This window comes from Sulfurovum sp. MH2-6, assembly GCF_058374785.1.
Genome location: NZ_CM178170.1, coordinates 2230960 through 2248046 on the forward strand (window position 1 = coordinate 2230960; position 17087 = coordinate 2248046).

Here is a 17087-nt window from a genome sequence, read left to right on the forward strand (position 1 = left end):
TATGCTATAATTACGCGAAAATATCTTGACAAAAGGAACGTTTTGGCTATCAATATCATCGCACAGAATAAAAAAGCCAGACATGAGTATGAAATTCTTGAAAAGTTTGAAGCGGGGATCGTCCTTACCGGGGCCGAGGTAAAAGCACTGCGCGCCAAACGTGCCAACCTCCAGGATGCCTATTGCCGGTTTATCAAAGGTGAGCTTTTTCTGATGAATGCACATATCGCCCACCTGGAGACTGCAAGCAAACACTTTACACCCGATACACGGGCACCGCGGAAACTGCTGCTTCACAAAAAAGAGCTTGAAAAGATCTATGTGAAAGTACATAAAGAGGCCCTTACGATCGTCCCCCTGATGCTCTACTTCAATGAACGCAACCTCGCTAAAGCCAGTATTGCTATCGCCAGAGGGAAAAAACTGCATGACAAACGTGCCGACCTCAAAGCCAAAACACTGGATAGAGAAGCAAAACAGGCGATGAAAAACCGTTCCTACTGAGCCCTGTTCAATCGCTTTTCTTTCAGCCTTTCATAGGCTGAAAGATACCCCTTTTTCTCTCTCTTTCTTTCTTCACGTCTCTTTTTCAGTTTCTCATAGCTACTTGGTTTAAGTGCTTGAATTTTTTGAAGCATATACCAGGATGATAAGCGTTCTTCACCTATAAATCTGTCGATCCACTGTTTAACCCACTTTGCCACATAGGAAAAAAATGCTCTCAAAGGGATATGAAACAGCCTTTCTATCCACTTTTCAACACCTTTTAAAGCCCTCTGCAGATCTCTATAGAAGCTTTGGAAAAAACCTTTCAGAAATGGGATCTTCTCCAGCCACTCCAATAACCAGGAGAATATCACCACTTCGACAACAGGAGCGATCCAGCTCCCCCAGAGGTAATCGGTAAAGAAGTAGCCAACAGCCGTTGCAGATTTAAGAAAAATCGCCAACAAAAAGCTCCAGAACTTTGCCACAAAGACCTTAATGGCTAACATCCAGCCCATAAACTTTCCCACAAACCCCAATGAACCGAGAAATGCTATCGTAGCGATGAACTGTTTTATGATCGGAAACTTTTTAAAGTTATTCTTGACATAATGCCCCAGTCGCAAGAAGTCATCTTTCACATGGTCCAAAAAATGTATCTTGATATGATGGGTAAGAACCTTCTCGATAAAGTAGCGTTTACCAAGGCCGGTTGCCGAGAGCAGAGCGATTTTTTTTATAAAAAGGGCAAAAATAAACTTTCCCTTTACAAGAAAAAACGCCGAAAGGATAGCAATCAGGTGATGTTTGGTAAAAATGAACAGACGGATCAACAGGGCGACTAAAAAGGTACGGCTCTCTTCAATAGTGAAAAGTATACCTAAAAGCAATAGCATACCCAACAGAACTGCCCAAATCCAAAAAAGCGTATCTTTTTTCATTATTTCGATCTGCGTAACCGCCCTTTGATCACTCTGTAAAACTGTTTTATTTTTGTGATAAAAGGACTCTCTTTGGCAAAGTACTTTGCTTTCAATGTCTTGAACCACTCTTTGACTCTTGTTTTTACCCTCTTGAGTCTATCCATTGTCCGGATATAGATCTCACATGATTTAAGCCACGCTATCCCATCCATGATCTTCTCATAGATCCATTTGAACCAGCCAAACTGCATCAGTTTATCTTCTGTGACCCTGAAGAGCCAGAAGGTAAATGCCGCCACAGGGATCTTCGCTATATAGAGTGCCGCACCCAATACCACCTGTCCGCTTACAAAAAGCACACCTGCATATACACCGAATGCCTCCACAACAGCCAACAACATCACAAAAACAAAAAGAATCAACGTAGGATTGGCGCTATGTACCTTCACCTCTATACGCTGAAGTATCTTAAGCGAATGGACATAGGTATAGACCGGTTTGGCAATCCCTTCCCATATCAGCTCTTCAAAGATGATATAAATCATCACGACAATAAGCTGTAAAAGCGTTATCACTCTATGTTTGACTGTAGATAGCATGAAAGAAGAGTCCCCTATAACTCGGTTTTAGCTAATTATAGCAGAGTACAAATGAATTTACCTGCGTGTGAACAGGAGAGTATTACCTCTCTTGTTCTTTAACAAACTTCAAATACAGGATGGGAAGTACTATCAGTGTCAGCACTGTGGAACTTATCAAGCCGTTGATCACCACGATGGCAAGCGGACGCTGAATCTCTGAACCGGGTCCTGTAGCAAAGAGTAATGGAATAAGACCGAAGGCAGCGATAGAGGCGGTCATAAGAACAGGCCTGAGACGCTTGACCGACCCTTCAATGACCGTATCCATCAAGGTGTAGCCGTTTTTGAGAAGATAGTTAAAATAGTTCACAAGTACGACACCATTGAGTACAGCGATCCCCAGCAGGGCGATAAAGCCTACAGAGGCCGGAACAGAGAGATACTCCCCACTGAAGTATAATCCGGCAAACCCGCCGATGAGTGCCAAGGGGACATTCACCAGTACAATCGTAGCCTGAAGCAGCGAACCAAAGGATACAAAGAGCAGTATAAAAATAAGAAACAGTGCGATAGGAACGATAATGCCCAGTCTGCTTGCAGCTCTCTGCTGATTCTCAAACTCTCCGCCGTAACTGAGGTAATATCCTGCCGGTAGTTTCACCTCTTCCTCCACTCTCTTCTTTACATCCTCAACAAAGCTTACCAGGTCACGCCCTTCAACATTGGACTGTACCACTGTTTTACGGTAGCCGTTTTCATGCTCTATCTGTACAGGGCCTGTTGTGGATTTAAACTCTACCAGTTGGCTCAGTGGTATCGCAGTGCCGTCTTCAAGCGGGTAGTGGAGACGTTGTATTTTTTCCAGTGAATGCTGCAGTGATCCGTCTCCCTTCACCATCAATCCTATACGACGCATCCCCTCCTGAATGATACCCACAGACTTCCCTGTCAACATCACTTGCAGAAATGAATTCAACTCCTTCTGTGTGATACCGTGATATCCCATCACTTTCCGGTTAAAACCAAGTTCGAAGAACTCAACCCCTTCATTCGCTTTTTTATAGACATCCCTGCTTCCCGGAGTACTCTCAAGAATTTTTTTGACCTGTACGGCGATATGCTCCAGCTCGCTGTTGTCACTTCCGAAAATATCTATGGCAAGATCACCTCTTACCCCGGTCAGCATTTCGGAGACACGCATCTCGATAGGCTGTGTAAACCCGTACTCAATCCCGACAAACGCATCAAGTACTTTGCGTATCTCTTCGATCACGAATGCTTTGGACGGTTCTCTCCACTCCTCTTTAGGTTTGAGTACAAGGAACGTATCCGTATCATTCAAACTCATAGGATCAAGCCCCAGTTCATCACTTCCGGTTCTCGCAATAATATTTTTGATTTCCGGGACAGAAGCCAGAAGCCGCTTTTGTACTTTCAGGTTCAACCTTTTGCTCTCTTCCAAAGAGATGGAAGGCAGCATCTCCACACCGATAATAATACTCCCTTCATCCATCGTCGGCATAAACGTTTTCCCGGTCTTGGATGCCAGGTAGAGTGAGGTGATAAAAACAATAAGCACCGAAACCATGACCATCCTGGCATGTCCGATAGCAAATATCAAACTTGCACGATATTTTTTCAACAGGAACTTTACAAGAAAAGATTCTTTATCCGGACGTATTTTCAGTATGAATGAACTGAGTACAGGGATAATGGTCAACGCCAGTATCAGTGAACTGAATAGCGCAAAGATAATACTCAGTGCTACCGGTTTGAAAAGTTTACCCTCAAGGCCTTCAAGGCTCAGCAATGGCATAAATACAATAATGATGATCAACACACCGGTGATAATAGACGGTGCCATCTCCACTGCCGCATGATAGATAATATGTATCTTGTTCTGTTGTTTATGTGTTGTATTCCCCAGTTCTGCAGTGATGTGTTCTACCATGACGACCGCAGAGTCTACCAGAATACCTATCGCGATTGCCAACCCGCCCAGACTCATGAGGTTTGCAGTCAATCCAAAATACTGCATGGCGATAAAACTCATCATCAGCGCAAAAGGGAGGATCAGCGCAACACTGATCGCCGATGCAAAATTACCCAACATCAAAAGCAGAATGACGATGATAAGGATCACGGCTTCAAAGAGTGCGCTTTTGACCGTATCCGTAGCCAGGGTTACCAGATCAGAACGGTCATAGAATATATCAACCTTCACATCTTCAGGCAACATCGGCTCTATCTGCTTCAGTTCAGCCTTGACTTTATCAAGCACGTGTGCGGTATTGGCTCCCTTTAACCCAAGTACAAGCCCCTGTACCGCCTCACTTTCACCATTTTTTGTTACAAACCCTGAACGTGTCAGGTAACCGATACGTACCTTTGCGACATCGGCAACAGTGATTACCCTCTCTCCCTGCCGTGCCAGAGGAAGTGTTTGAATAGATAAGATCGTACTCAGTTTTCCTACGCTTCTTACAAAGATACTCTCAACACCCGATGCGACACGACCTGCACCGTCATTCTGGTTATTGGATTCAAGTGCATCAAACAGCTGTTGTACCGTGATGCCAAGGGCGCGCATCTTTACCAGGTCCGGGACCACCTCATAGGTTTTTACTTTTCCTCCCAGGGCATTTACCTCTGCAACCCCGCTGATCGAACGTATTTTAGGTGCGATGATCCAATCCAGAAGTGTACGTTTTTCCGTCAGTGACAACTTCTCCGATTCGATGGTGAACATCAAAATATCACTTAATGGTGTCGAGATCGGCGCAAGTCCACCCTCGATATTTTCAGGAAGCTCCTCTTTGATATCCGCCAAACGCTCACTTACCTGCTGTCTCGCCCAATAGATATCGGTACCGTCTTCAAAATCTATCGTGATATCACACAGTCCGTATTTAGAGAGTGAACGCATAATACTCTGGTGAGGTATACCCACCATCTTCATCTCAACAGGAATGGCGATACGCGACTCTATCTCCTCAGGAGTCATACCTCCGGACTTCAAAATAATTTTTACCTGAGTCGGCGATATATCAGGAAACGCGTCGATGGGCAGCTCTTTGTATGCTTTTACCCCAAAGCCGAGTATGACGACCGCAAGCAGCGTAAAAAAAAGCCTTTGTGAGAGTGCAAAACCGATGACTCTATTCATTTTCGTCACCGATAAGATTTTTCAGGATAGCCACGGAAGATACTGCTACAGCTTGGTGATACTGTTTCTCATCCGAGATATAGTAAACATCTTCATCTTCAGCGTTTATCTCTATAGAAAGAGGCATATAACCTTTATCTTTTTTCACAAAAACTGTTTTTTTTGCACCAATATTGATCACTGCACTTTTAGGAATTTTAAGCATGGGTTCTTTGATAGAGATGAGTGCATCACCTCTTAGTCCTGACTGCAGTGAGACCTCTTCAGGTACCCTGAACCTCACAAGCACTGTCTGACTTGCTGGCTCTACCACTGACGCACGTTCCACTACCTCGGACGCAAAAGTTTTCCCTCTAAACGTAATTTCTACCGGCTGATCTTTTCTCAAAAGAGTGGCATAGCGTGCTTCTATTTTACTTTCAATCCACTGTCTCTCTTCCTGGTAGATCACAAACAGTGTTTCCGAGGATGAAAGATTTTTTCCCGGTGTAGCGTTATGTACCGTGACCGTACCGTTATAGGGACTGACGATATCAAGTGTTTTGGAGATCTTTAACGTTTGAAAGAGTTTCTCAACCGTCTCGTCATTCGCCCCGTAACTTTCCAGCAGTGCTCTTGAAGCGTCACGTTTGATCTTTAGAACCTCCAGTGCAGCTTCAGCGGCGGTACACTCCTTTTGGGGGATAATCCCCTCCCCGCAAAGCAGCTTCTTCCGCTTCGTTATCGTCATCTGTTCTTTTAAAGCGATCACCGCTTTGATCGCTTGTTGCTGTTCATCTATCCAGGCACTTCCGCTCACTCTGGCTAACAGCTCACCCTTTTTTACCTGCTGATATTTGGCGATATAGAGTTGCTGCACTGTAGCGTCAAAAGGCAGAGAGATACTCTGAATCAATGAGGGTGGCGGCGTAACCTCTCCAAGAAATTCTCCAAGAGGAAAAAGAGGAGAACTTTGCAGTGGCCGGGTTTGGATATCCCAGTTTTTCTCCTCTGCCGGGGTCAGAGTGATCACTTCTGCATGGAGATGCAGTGTCAAGAAAATGATGAATGGTAATAAAAATCTCATTATTGATCCTTTTTTTCTATATGTGTATAGAGTTTAAAAAGCGTGTGATAATAGCTTTTTTGGTTGGCATAATACTCCTGTTGCAGCTGATGGTATCTCTCTTGTGTCAGTAGATAGTCAATCACGCTGCTCTCTCCTATGTTGTAACTCTTATCCATCAGAGGAAGAAGATGATTTTGATACTTTTTCAGGTTTAAGCGCAATGACTCTATCAAGATCACTCTGTTTTTCAATTCAGACTGCAAAGTGGAAAGATCATTTTGTTTTTGCATCATTGTATGCTCATGCCTCTGCTGCAGTGCACTACTCTGATAGAGTGCTTCAAGACGTTTCTGCTCTGAACGCTGACTGGTAAAATTCAAGGGAATGGAAACCCCCACACTGTATCTATCCATATCCATCTCTTTGTCGTACTGCATAGAGAGCTCTATGGATTCAAATGAGTTATCGTATCTCTGCACTTTTTTTTGCAAACTTTTCATACGTTTTTGATAGGCATCTTTTGTATAGGCAAAATGATCCCCATTCGGCAGAGTCTCTGATCGTATAGGATAGATATCTGTACAAAGCATCATTTGATTATGAGCCAGGTGACCAACCCTGAGAAGGTTTTCCCTGGAGATTTCCTGCTTTCTATGCACCTCTTTGAGTTGTGCATAGAGACTCTCTTTTTCAACCTCTAAGCGGATAAGTTCCACCTTGGAAATCTCCTGGTATCTGTATGCCTGCTGCTTTTTTCTATAAAGTTTCAGAAAGCTTTCATAGGATCTATTGACACTCTGATAGATATTTTTATCGATACAATGCTGATGGTAAAGGTCTTTCAAACCATTGTTGAAATCAAGCACTGTTTTCTCATCCTCAGAGAAAATTGCCTGATTGATCAAATGGTTGATCTCCGATTCCTGTTGAAGTATATCATCCAAGATCAGATTTTTAGATATGCCGACGGAGTACTCTTTTGCACGATTCCCAACCATAGGATCAGCCTGGGATATACTGCCGTAGAGTTCCAGGGGGTGTGACGCATTCTCTGCTTTGTTCCCAGCTTCTCTCGATAAATTCTCTTGGGAGATCGCCTGCGTCAATGAACCATTCTTGTTCGCTGATTCCAGAATCTTCTCCAATGATACACTTGAAGCAAAGATACTTTGCAGAGAGAACAGAACAACTAAAACAGTTTTACCCATTTACCTTCTCCTCACTGAGCAGTGATCCGTCCAATGCATTGATATAGAGCTGACAGGATTGTGTACCGACATAATAAAAAAGATAACGTTTTTTATGTGTAAGCTTAGGATTGATCTCCTCTCCTGCACAATAAAGGCTTGCTATCTCTGTCGCCTCGTCTTTACTCACCTTTGCAAGCTTCTGCATACGTCTCTCAACGGTTTTTTTCAGTGATGGTTTGTGATTATATGTCTTTAATGTCTGTTGTTCCGAGATACTCAATGTCTCTGCCGAGACAAAGAGTGAACTCAAAAGAAGTAATACCGGTAATTTCATAAGTCTATCCTTTTACATTTAGCCCGTAGATAAGAGTGCTACGGATCTGATATTGATCTATAATTAAAATATGGGGTGGGTAATAAAGAAAAAGGATTAGGCTATAGGAGGTTTAACCTGTTTATCTTTCAGAAGGGCAGTATGTACCCTACAGTTAAAATGTATAGGTTCCGTTTTACCAGCTGATTGAGGGATCAGTTTCAGAGGAGAGAGAATTGCTGTAAAGTGAAAAAGATAGTGAGACTCACCTATATTACCGCACTCACTTCCTTCTGTCTGCTCCATCACATATTCTGAGATATTCTCACAGAGAGACTGCTCATTGATGGCAATGAAAGCATCATGTGCGATGTTAAATGACAATGATATGATCAAAAGTAATTGAATGACCCTAGCTTTCATCTCTGCTCCTAAACTTTAGTAGCAATATAACATATCAGAGTTAATTTGTCCTTTTAATTTTAAAAATTACGAAAAATAAATGATCAGAGAGCGTTTAGCGTTTAGCGTTTAGCGTTTAGCGTTTAGCGTTTAGCGTTTAGCGTTTAGCGTTTAGCGTTTAGCGTTTAGCAAAACTGACATAGTTTTATTTGCATGTCAAGCTTTTAGAAACATTTTAAAGTTTTTTTACGACGGTATGGATAGGAATCTATACGAAATATTTTCGTTGTAGTTTGATTTAAATTGTAAGAATGGGGATATTTCTTTTTGATTTGTTGTAGATTTGTAGGTTGTAGTGAAGGAGCTTACGTTCAGTAAGTGACTGAACACTCCTTCAAAGATGAAGTAAAATAAACCGAAAGGATTATTTTCTTCTAAGCTCTTTAATACGTGCAGCTTTACCTTTAAGTGCTCTTTGGTAGTAAAGCTTCGCTCTTCTAACTCTACCTCTTCTTCTTACTTCGATATTCTCGATACTTTCAGAGTAAAGTGGGAAGATTCTTTCAACACCTACTGAGTTTGCACCCATTTTTCTTACGATGAATGTTCTACCAGTTCCTTCACCTCTGATTGAGATACAAAGACCTTCGTAGTCCTGGATTCTTTCTTTATCACCCTCTTTAATTCTTACTGATACTTTTACAGTGTCACCTGCTCTAAAGTCAGGGATGTTCTTACCTTCTACCTGTGCTTGCTCGAAGCTTTCGATATATTTATTTCTCATGTGTTATACCTTTTTTGTATAAGTCTGGACGGAAAAACTTTGTTTTACACAAAGCCAAGTCTCTTTTAAAGTCCGTGATTTTACTATGATTACCCTTTAAAAACTCTGAAACTACCTCACGACCTTGATAATTTACCGGTTTTGTAAATGAAGGTGCTTCCAAAGACGGTCCTTCATAGCTCTCTATGCTCAATGAGTCAACGTTACCCAATACCTCTTCAATGTTTCTGCTGATCGCATCACACATTACCATACTCGCCAATTCGCCACCGGTGAGGATAAAGTCCCCGATAGAAAATAGCTCATCCGCATGTGCTTCAATCACCCTCTCATCAATCCCTTCATATCTACCTGAAACCAACACAATATGATTTTTCTTTGCCAGACGTTTGGCATCATTTTGTTTAAACGGTTTTGCTACCGGAGTAACAAAAATGATATGCGCATCAGGAGATTCTTTTTTGATGCTTTCCAAAGTATCCATAAGCGGTTGCGGTGTCATAAGCATCCCGGCACCTCCGCCTACCATTGGAGCATCTACCCTGTTGTGTTTATCTGTTGTAAAGTCTCTGGGATTAAAAAAATCGATCGATATCTTCTTCTCATCAATTGCCCGTTTTAAGATACTCTCTGTGAAATATCCTTTAATGAGGTTGGGAAAAAGTGTTACAAAAGAAAAGCGCATACTAACTCGCCTCAAGGATATCTTTGGCATCCTGCGTGAAGATTGTTTTGTTCTCTATATCCGCGTTGACGATATATCTTGGGATATAAGGCAAAAGAAAGTTTTTGGCAAATCCTTCCTTGACCAATGATGCATCAGTCTTTATCGCCAGATAATCCACATCCAGCATACGCTGGATATCTTTTACTTCTCCCAAAAGTTCATCATCCTGCATCACTTTACACCCCATGATATCAAACCAGAAATGTTCACCCTCAGCCAATGCACAATTTGCTTTGGTTTCTGCTTCCGTCGCATAGATCTTAGCATTGGTAAGTCTCTTGGCAGCATCTACACTTTCATATCCCTGAAAACGTACAGTCCCTCTTTTAAGGTTCATATCCACCAGCGTAATTTCTCCGCGGTCACTATGATAGGTCTCGCCTACTTTAAACTGTTCCGGGAAGTCAGTATGGAAGTGAATCTTGAGATCACCCCAAAGTCCTACAGTACGCCCGATCTGAGCGATAAAAAATTTTTCCATTATGCGATTGGTTTTACATTAAGACGGTAGTTTTTACCGTATTTTGCTTTACAGCCGGAGATGACTGTCTTGATGGAGTTGATCATGCGTCCATGCTTACCGATAAGTTTGCCGATATCCTCATTATTGGCATAAATAGTGATCTCATCCAACTTTTCATCTATCTCGTTAATCTCTATCGAGATATCTTCGGGATGTTCCACTAACAGTTTCGTGTAAGCGATCAGGAACGCATCTACCATAAAAGATTATTTTCCAGTAATTCTTTTTACTGTCGGGCTCATTTGTGCACCAACGCTAATCCAGTAGTTGAATCTCTCTTCATCGATTTTCATATCTTTGTTTTCACTTACCGGGTTGTAGTAACCGATAGATTCGATCCAACCACCGTCTCTTCTTTTTCTACTGTCTGTTACTACGATTCTGTAAAATGGCTTCTTCTTTCTACCCATTCTTGTCATTCTGATCTTTGTCATATTCTATCCTTCGTATATTGTTATTTCTATGTCATCTTAGAGGATTAAGATGTACATATAAATCCTGACAACTACTCTTTAATGACTCAGAGCACTCATCAGGACTTTAGGATCGCGATTTTATCATAATAAATATAAAGTTTTTATTAAACAAACCGCTCACAAGGTGACTGGCTTTTCCCGATAAACTATCTATATCACACTCTAGATTCCCGATCGGAGTCGGGAATGAAGCAAAAACCTCTCTATGCGCTAAATACTAAGCACTATCTAGGCATACCCGGGAATCCGCCACCGCCTTGCATCTGCTTCATCATATCCTGCATCTGTTTCATGCCGCCCTTGCCTGAAAGCTTTTTAGCCATCTTCGCAGCATTTTTAAACTGCTTGAGTACACGGTTGACCTGCATCTGATCGAGTCCTGCACCTGCTGCAATTCTTCTTTTACGCATATTGTTGAGAAGATCCGGGTTTTCTCTCTCTTTTGCCGTCATTGAGGAGACCATCGCACGGATCATCTTGATCTCTTCAGAGTTTTCCAGATCCATATCACCGATCTGTTTTGCCATAGCTCCCATTCCCGGGATCATCCCCATGATCGACTTCATCGATCCGAGCTTCTTCATCTGATCCATCTGATCAAGGAAGTCGTTGAAGTTAAACTGCCCCTTCTTGATCTTCTGAGTCATTTTTTTCGCTTCTTTAGGATCGATCGCCGCGGCAGCTTTCTCTGCAAGTGACTCTACATCCCCTGCCCCCATCAAACGGCTGACGATACGATCAGGAATGAACTGCTCAAGGTCAGGCATCTTTTCACCCGCACCGATGAAACGAAGCGGTGCACCTACCTGCTCGCTCAGTCCAAGCGCAACCCCACCTTTACTGTCACCGTCAAACTTCGAGAGTACCACACCCGTGATACCGATCTTCTCTTTAAAGGTCTGCGCTGTTCTCACTGCATCCTGACCCGTCATCGCATCGGCAACATAGAAAAGCTCATCAGGCTGTGCCACCTCTTTGACACGTGCCAGCTCATCCATCAACGCTTCATCGATCGCCAAACGTCCCGCGGTATCGATAAGCACCACATCATAGAGCTCTTTTTCAGCTTTCTCAAGGCCCGCTTTGACGATCTGCTCCGGTGATGCGTTCTCATCGGCTACCAGGTCTACCTCGATGCCCGAAGTGATCTGTCTAAGCTGCTCTACTGCTGCAAGTCTCTGAAGGTCAGCTGCAATGACCAATACTTTTTTCTTCTTCTGTTCTTTCAGGAAATACGCAAGTTTCCCCGTTGTAGTCGTCTTACCGGAACCCTGAAGACCGATCATCAGTACCACGGTCGGAGGCTTGGAAGCAAAAGTAAACCCTTTTGGTGCCCCCTCGATCGTAAGGATATCTGTCAGTTCTCTTTGAAGTGCTGCCATAAACTGGTCTTTACCGATACCGTTTTTCTTAGTATCCAGTTCGACCTCTTTGATCAGCTCTTTGACCACTTTATGGTGAACATCCGCTTTCAGAAGTGATTTTTTTAGTTCGGCAGTCGCTTTCTTGAGTGCTTTTTCGTCATCATGAAAACGAATCTTGCCGATGGCATTTTTAAAACTGTCGGTTAACGTATCAAACATTTCTTACCTTGAATTCTCGATTATATTGTTGTGATTTTATCCAATCTTGGCTTATAGGGCCTATTTATACCTGCGGATATCCTGAGGCTCCGGTGCTTCAAACGTATAGTCAAAAATGGACATCTTTGCCGAATGCAGCAATATACGCTTGGACTTTGTCACTGAACCGTACTGTTCATCTCCGACGATCGGATGTCCTACACTTGCCAGGTGGACACGTATCTGGTGTGTACGTCCTGTGGTGATCTCCACTTTTACCTTGGACTTTTTCCCCTGGACCTCATCCGGAGTCACCTTGGTATAGGCTTTTTTACCACGAACCGGATCGATTTTTGAGAAGGCTTTTCCTTTTTTGATCGTAAGGATAGGATCATCGATCTCCATCGTGTCATAGACGACACCTTCCACCCAGGCGATATACTCTTTTTTGACTCTACGGTTCTTGAACTCTTTGATCGCTTTGTCGATGAATGCTCTGTTTTTCCCCAGCAACAGAACCCCGGAAGTATCCCTGTCGAGTCTGTGTAACAACTCAGCACCCTCTATCGCATCCTGAATGTCATAGCTGTCTATCTGTGCCGGTTTATTGACTGCGATAATGTTTTCATCCTCATACAGCACCTCCACATCACTCGGGTACTCGATACGGAACTTTGTCTCTGTATTGATCTGTGCCCTGGCGATCTTTACCTGTTTATCTCCTACAAATACCAAACCCCTATCAATAAGTACTTTTGCTTTATTGTTTGAGATACCCTCTTGTATTGCCAATACTTTAAATGCTTGATCCGTAGCCATTACTCTCTATCCATTCTTTAAATTTTTCTGTAAGAGGAAACTCTATACGCTTGATCTTACTCTGTTCCCCGCTCTTAAATACAATATCGCTTTTGGCAACCTTGAAACTTTTTGCCAAAAACTTTATCAACTCTTTGTTTGCCGCCCCCTCAACTGCAGGGGCTTTGATCGTCACCTTGATCGCATCCTCGCCGTATTCGCCTGCAAATGCATTTTTGCTGGCAGCAGGCTGTGCTTTGATACGAACCGTTACCTGATCTTCGTTAATACTATAAAACATCTTCTATACTCTCCACTATCGGCGAGATATCACTTCTTTGTTTGATCACAGTAGGCTTCAGCAGATGGTGCTGCAAGAGTCTACGGGAAAGATTGAATGACTCGACCACAGCGATACCCTCTATCGCACCGAAAATATCTTTCTGGTTAAAGTAGTGTTTGCCCGAAATGATCTTACAGCCGAACTGTGCTGCCTCGGCAGCATTGTGGCCCCCGATAGGTTCAAACGCTCCTCCGAGGATCACGATATCCGTCACCGCATAGATATTCACCAGTTCACCCAGCGTGTCTATCAGTATGATGTCACTCTCCAGACTCTCATTGTCCGAATACCGGTGCCACTGCAGCGTATGAAGCCCGGCAACCTCTGCGATGAGATCAGCGACCCTGTCAAAACGCTCAGGGTGTCTTGGAACCACTATAAGTTTAGCATCTTTTTGCTCGGCTTTAAGTGTGAGATAGGCATCAAGTATGATCCCTTCCTCACCCTCATGTGTGCTGGCACCGCATACGATCAACCCGGATGGCTTCTGCAGTGCTTTTGTCGGTGCGGTGAGTTTGGCAAGTTTGATATTTCCGGTCACAGACACATTTTTAGCTCCCAGAAGTTCCAAACGCTCTTTATCTTGCAGGGTTTGAGCATAAACCTCATCGATCGATCTAAAGATCTGTCTATACAACCAGCGCATCTTATAGTATTTCGGAAATGACCTGTCACTCATCCGTGCATTGATCAGAAGTGTCTTTGCACCTCTGCGTTTTGCCAGAGTAAAAAGCAGATACCAAAACTCTGCCTCCATCACTACCAGTACCTTTTGCGGCTTTAACCACCCAAAAAGCAGTGGTTCAAAGGGGAGATAACGGCTCTGTTTCGTATAGGCTTTTACGACATTAAAACCTGTCTGGGTTGTTGTGGTCATACGCAGCAGTTCCTGAGGCAACGCTTCTACCAGTGGCTTAATCGCCAGTGCTTCCCCGAAGCTGCAGGAGTGAAACCATACCCCATCACTCTTCAACGGACTGTTTTTCCAAAGAAAAAATCGTGCAGGTAACGATATCCGATACTTTTGTTTGAGTGCAAAGAGGAGTAAAAAAGGCAGCGCAGTGAGATAAACCACTGCCATCATAGTACTATAGAGAAAAAAGAAAAGTTTCTCCATAGCTTTTCATTTCATTACGCTTCAGGCGTAACACGCTCAATGTAAAGGATTCTTCCACAGTGTGGACAAGTGACAATCTCTTCTGCTTTGATCACCTCAGCATAGGTTTTATCATTGAGTTTCATATAACATCCGTAACATGCCTGCTTTTTGACCGGAACAACTGCCGTGTTGCCTGCCCAGATACGGATCTTCTCATAAAATGCCAGAACCTTCTGCTCAAGGTTTCTTGTAAGCTCTTCTCTTTTTGAGAACAACTCACCTTTCGCCTGCTCGATCTCAGCTTTCTCAACATTTACGACTTCATTGATCGCTGTAAGCTCTTCGTTACGTGTGTTAAGTTTCTCTTCTGCCTCTTTTAAAAGCGCTTTCTTGGTCTCATTAACACCCTGAAGTCTTTCGATCTCTTCATTGGCAAACGTCATCTTCTCTTTTGCGATATCTTCTTCGAGTGAGAGTGCCTGCATCTCTTTTTCAGTACTGATCTCTTTTGCTTTTTTTGCATTGCTTGCCAACTGCTCGTTGAGCATCTTCAACTGCTCATCAAAGCTCTCGACCTTCTCTTCGTTTTGAGAGATCTCTTCATTCAGCTTAGTGATCTCTTCCTGCACAGTATCCACTTTTTTCTGTGCTTTGTTTACTTTTTTGTCTGCTGCCTCGATCTGCGGTGCATAACTGTCAATTGCCTGATCGTTTTTCGCAATTTCGATCAATTGATTTAGATGTTTGTTCATCTTGTTCCTTTAAAGGGTTTGGGGTTCTAGATAGTATTATCAATCTCAAACGGATTTTTAGATTGCGCAATTATAGCCAAAAGAGGTAAAACTTTCAACTCATCAAAAAGTATCTCTGCAAAGAACTTTTCACTCTCATAGTGTCCGATATCGACCATCATCAGATCTTCACTCATCGCTTTCATCGCATCATGGTATTTGATATCTCCGGTCAAAAAACAATCCGCATCAACCATATCGATCAGTGAAGCACCTGCACCTGTTGTCAGGGCGATTGAGGTGATCTTCTCTTTTTTCCCTACCACTTTAAGTGTCGGAAGGCCGAACTTCTCTTTGAGCAGTGCAAGCAGCGCCTTATAGCTCCATTCACCCCGGGCCATACAGACAAAAGGGACTTCCTTCTCCATCTTGAATCCAAGTACCTTTTCAAAAACATATCGATTGAGATGTGTCTGGTCGAAGTTGGTATGAAGTGCGATCAGTGACTGCTTTTTGAGGATCATCTTCTCGATCAGGTTGGAGGGGTATTTCGAGAAATCCAACTGTGTCAATTTGCCGAATATCAACGGATGATGTACGAGAAAAAGTGTCCCCTCCTCAGCCTCTTCGATCATCGTTTCATCAATATCGAGTGAGATAACAGCCTGTGAGACCTCTCTTGACATATCACCGACGATAAGACCGGAGTTGTCCCACTTCTCCTGAAGTTCAAAGGGACTGATCTTATCAAGGAAATCGTAAACTTCTTGTAGTTTCATTACGTTTCTTTCATATCCTAAATTAATAATCACACAGTGTGTGCCTGTCGTTGCGAACGACCTTCTACCCCATTTACGCTTTAGCGACAGGGGTATCGGCATTTAGTGCCAGAAAAGCGAAGCGATTCGAGAGCAACGACGATTTTTTGCTTCGTTTTTTCTCCTAGTGAAGCGTAGCGGTGACGAAGTCATCACTCTCTTTGAAAAAAAAATGAAGAGAGCATCACCGCCACATATTTAGATAAAAGGATGGTTTTTAACCCTTCACTCGCTTATTTCTCTCTTCTTCCTGCGCTTTATAGAGTTGTGCACAACCGATCGCCAATTCACGTACTTTGAGGATATAGTTCTGTCTCTGCGCCTGAGAAACCGCTTTTCTTGCATCAAGCACATTAAATGCGTGTGACGCAGTCATACATTGATCATAGGCCGGGAGAGGAAGTCCTTGCTCCAGACAGAGTCTGCACTCCTCACTTGCATCCTCAAAATGCCGGAAGAGCTTCTCTGTACTGGCTACTTCAAAGTGGTATTTACTGAACTCATACTCACTCTCTTTGTGTACATCCGCATAGGTCGTTACCTCATCACCGTTTCTGTTCCAAACGATATCAAAGACAGACTCAACGCCCTGAAGATACATTGCCAGACGCTCGGTACCGTAGGTGATCTCAACCGCCACCGGGTCACAGGCGATCCCTCCGACCTGTTGGAAATAGGTGAACTGTGTCACCTCCATACCGTCAAGCCATACTTCCCAGCCAAGTCCCCACGCACCAAGCGTAGGAGACTCCCAGTTATCCTCAACAAAACGGATATCATGCTCTTTCAGGTTAAGCCCCAGGTACTCCAGAGACTTCAGGTAAAGCGCCTGGATATCATCCGGGCTTGGTTTGATCAATGCCTGAAACTGGTAGTAGGCACCCAGACGGTTCGGGTTCTCTCCGTAACGGCCGTCTGTCGGTCTACGGCTTGGAGCTACATATGCAGCACTCCAGGGTTTGCTGTCCAGACTTCTAAGCAGTGTCGCAGGGTGGAATGTCCCCGCACCCGCCGGGATATCATACGGCTGTACGATATTACATCCCTGCTCGGCCCAGAACTGCTGGAGCTTTAATAGTAGTTCGCTAAATGTGATAGCATCTTTATTCATAATATT

The 17087-nt window shown here is 43.4% G+C and carries 20 protein-coding genes; 1 reads left to right on the forward strand and 19 read right to left on the reverse strand.

Annotated features, from left to right (window positions below; genetic code table 11):
• The first annotated feature begins 42 nt into the window (after positions 1–42).
• Positions 43–504, forward strand: coding sequence for an SsrA-binding protein SmpB (gene smpB, locus AC4JOV_RS11330; RefSeq protein WP_229937476.1), 462 nt, complete (start codon positions 43–45; stop codon positions 502–504).
• Here smpB and AC4JOV_RS11335 read toward each other — a convergent pair.
• The 19 genes from AC4JOV_RS11335 to glyQ all read right to left on the reverse strand — a co-directional run bounded on the left by AC4JOV_RS11335 (position 498) and on the right by glyQ (position 17081).
• Positions 498–1427, reverse strand: coding sequence for a hypothetical protein (locus AC4JOV_RS11335; protein ID WP_229937475.1), 930 nt, complete (start codon positions 1425–1427; stop codon positions 498–500). The genes smpB and AC4JOV_RS11335 overlap by 7 nt on opposite strands.
• Positions 1427–2008, reverse strand: a complete 582-nt coding sequence (locus AC4JOV_RS11340) for a hypothetical protein (protein ID WP_229937474.1) — start codon at positions 2006–2008, stop codon at positions 1427–1429. The genes AC4JOV_RS11335 and AC4JOV_RS11340 overlap by 1 nt, the downstream gene beginning before the upstream one ends.
• An 82-nt stretch (positions 2009–2090) precedes the next feature.
• A complete protein-coding gene (locus tag AC4JOV_RS11345) occupies positions 2091–5156 on the reverse strand; it encodes an efflux RND transporter permease subunit (protein ID WP_229937473.1) in 3066 nt (1021 codons plus the stop codon).
• Positions 5149–6222, reverse strand: coding sequence for an efflux RND transporter periplasmic adaptor subunit (locus AC4JOV_RS11350; protein WP_229937472.1), 1074 nt, complete (start codon positions 6220–6222; stop codon positions 5149–5151). Before AC4JOV_RS11350 ends, AC4JOV_RS11345 begins: the two co-directional genes overlap by 8 nt.
• Positions 6222–7412 carry a TolC family protein gene (locus AC4JOV_RS11355; RefSeq protein ID WP_229937471.1) on the reverse strand — a complete coding sequence of 397 codons (1191 nt, stop codon included), beginning with the start codon at positions 7410–7412 and terminating at the stop codon, positions 6222–6224. Before AC4JOV_RS11355 ends, AC4JOV_RS11350 begins: the two co-directional genes overlap by 1 nt.
• Entirely contained in the window at positions 7405–7728 is a 324-nt protein-coding gene (locus AC4JOV_RS11360) for a hypothetical protein (RefSeq protein ID WP_229937470.1), read from the reverse strand. Before AC4JOV_RS11360 ends, AC4JOV_RS11355 begins: the two co-directional genes overlap by 8 nt.
• 96 nt (positions 7729–7824) lie before the next feature.
• Positions 7825–8130 carry a hypothetical protein gene (locus AC4JOV_RS11365; protein WP_229937469.1) on the reverse strand — a complete coding sequence of 102 codons (306 nt, stop codon included), beginning with the start codon at positions 8128–8130 and terminating at the stop codon, positions 7825–7827.
• 403 nt (positions 8131–8533) lie between these two features.
• Entirely contained in the window at positions 8534–8893 is a 360-nt protein-coding gene (gene rplS, locus AC4JOV_RS11370; protein WP_229937468.1) for a 50S ribosomal protein L19, read from the reverse strand.
• Positions 8883–9578, reverse strand: coding sequence for a tRNA (guanosine(37)-N1)-methyltransferase TrmD (gene trmD / locus AC4JOV_RS11375; protein WP_229937467.1), 696 nt, complete (start codon positions 9576–9578; stop codon positions 8883–8885). Before trmD ends, rplS begins: the two co-directional genes overlap by 11 nt.
• Position 9579: 1 nt before the next feature.
• Positions 9580–10101, reverse strand: coding sequence for a ribosome maturation factor RimM (rimM, locus tag AC4JOV_RS11380; RefSeq protein ID WP_229937466.1), 522 nt, complete (start codon positions 10099–10101; stop codon positions 9580–9582).
• Entirely contained in the window at positions 10101–10343 is a 243-nt protein-coding gene (locus AC4JOV_RS11385) for a KH domain-containing protein (RefSeq protein WP_229937465.1), read from the reverse strand. Before AC4JOV_RS11385 ends, rimM begins: the two co-directional genes overlap by 1 nt.
• A 6-nt stretch (positions 10344–10349) precedes the next feature.
• A complete protein-coding gene (rpsP, locus tag AC4JOV_RS11390) occupies positions 10350–10577 on the reverse strand; it encodes a 30S ribosomal protein S16 (RefSeq protein ID WP_229937464.1) in 228 nt (75 codons plus the stop codon).
• A 266-nt stretch (positions 10578–10843) separates the two neighbouring features.
• Positions 10844–12202 carry a signal recognition particle protein gene (ffh, locus tag AC4JOV_RS11395; RefSeq protein WP_229937463.1) on the reverse strand — a complete coding sequence of 453 codons (1359 nt, stop codon included), beginning with the start codon at positions 12200–12202 and terminating at the stop codon, positions 10844–10846.
• Between the two features lie 60 nt (positions 12203–12262).
• Positions 12263–13000: an RluA family pseudouridine synthase gene (locus AC4JOV_RS11400; RefSeq protein ID WP_229937462.1), complete on the reverse strand. Its 738-nt coding sequence runs from the start codon at positions 12998–13000 to the stop codon at positions 12263–12265.
• Entirely contained in the window at positions 12978–13280 is a 303-nt protein-coding gene (locus AC4JOV_RS11405; protein WP_229937461.1) for a DUF167 domain-containing protein, read from the reverse strand. The genes AC4JOV_RS11400 and AC4JOV_RS11405 overlap by 23 nt, the downstream gene beginning before the upstream one ends.
• A complete protein-coding gene (waaA, locus tag AC4JOV_RS11410) occupies positions 13270–14403 on the reverse strand; it encodes a lipid IV(A) 3-deoxy-D-manno-octulosonic acid transferase (protein ID WP_491522155.1) in 1134 nt (377 codons plus the stop codon). The genes AC4JOV_RS11405 and waaA overlap by 11 nt, the downstream gene beginning before the upstream one ends.
• 50 nt (positions 14404–14453) lie before the next feature.
• Positions 14454–15173, reverse strand: a complete 720-nt coding sequence (locus AC4JOV_RS11415) for a zinc ribbon domain-containing protein (protein ID WP_229937459.1) — start codon at positions 15171–15173, stop codon at positions 14454–14456.
• Between the two features lie 26 nt (positions 15174–15199).
• Positions 15200–15931 (reverse strand): Nif3-like dinuclear metal center hexameric protein, encoded by a 732-nt coding sequence (locus tag AC4JOV_RS11420; protein WP_229937458.1) that lies wholly within the window; start codon positions 15929–15931, stop codon positions 15200–15202.
• A gap of 256 nt (positions 15932–16187) precedes the next feature.
• A complete protein-coding gene (glyQ, locus tag AC4JOV_RS11425; RefSeq protein WP_229937457.1) occupies positions 16188–17081 on the reverse strand; it encodes a glycine--tRNA ligase subunit alpha in 894 nt (297 codons plus the stop codon).
• Positions 17082–17087: the final 6 nt, after the last annotated feature.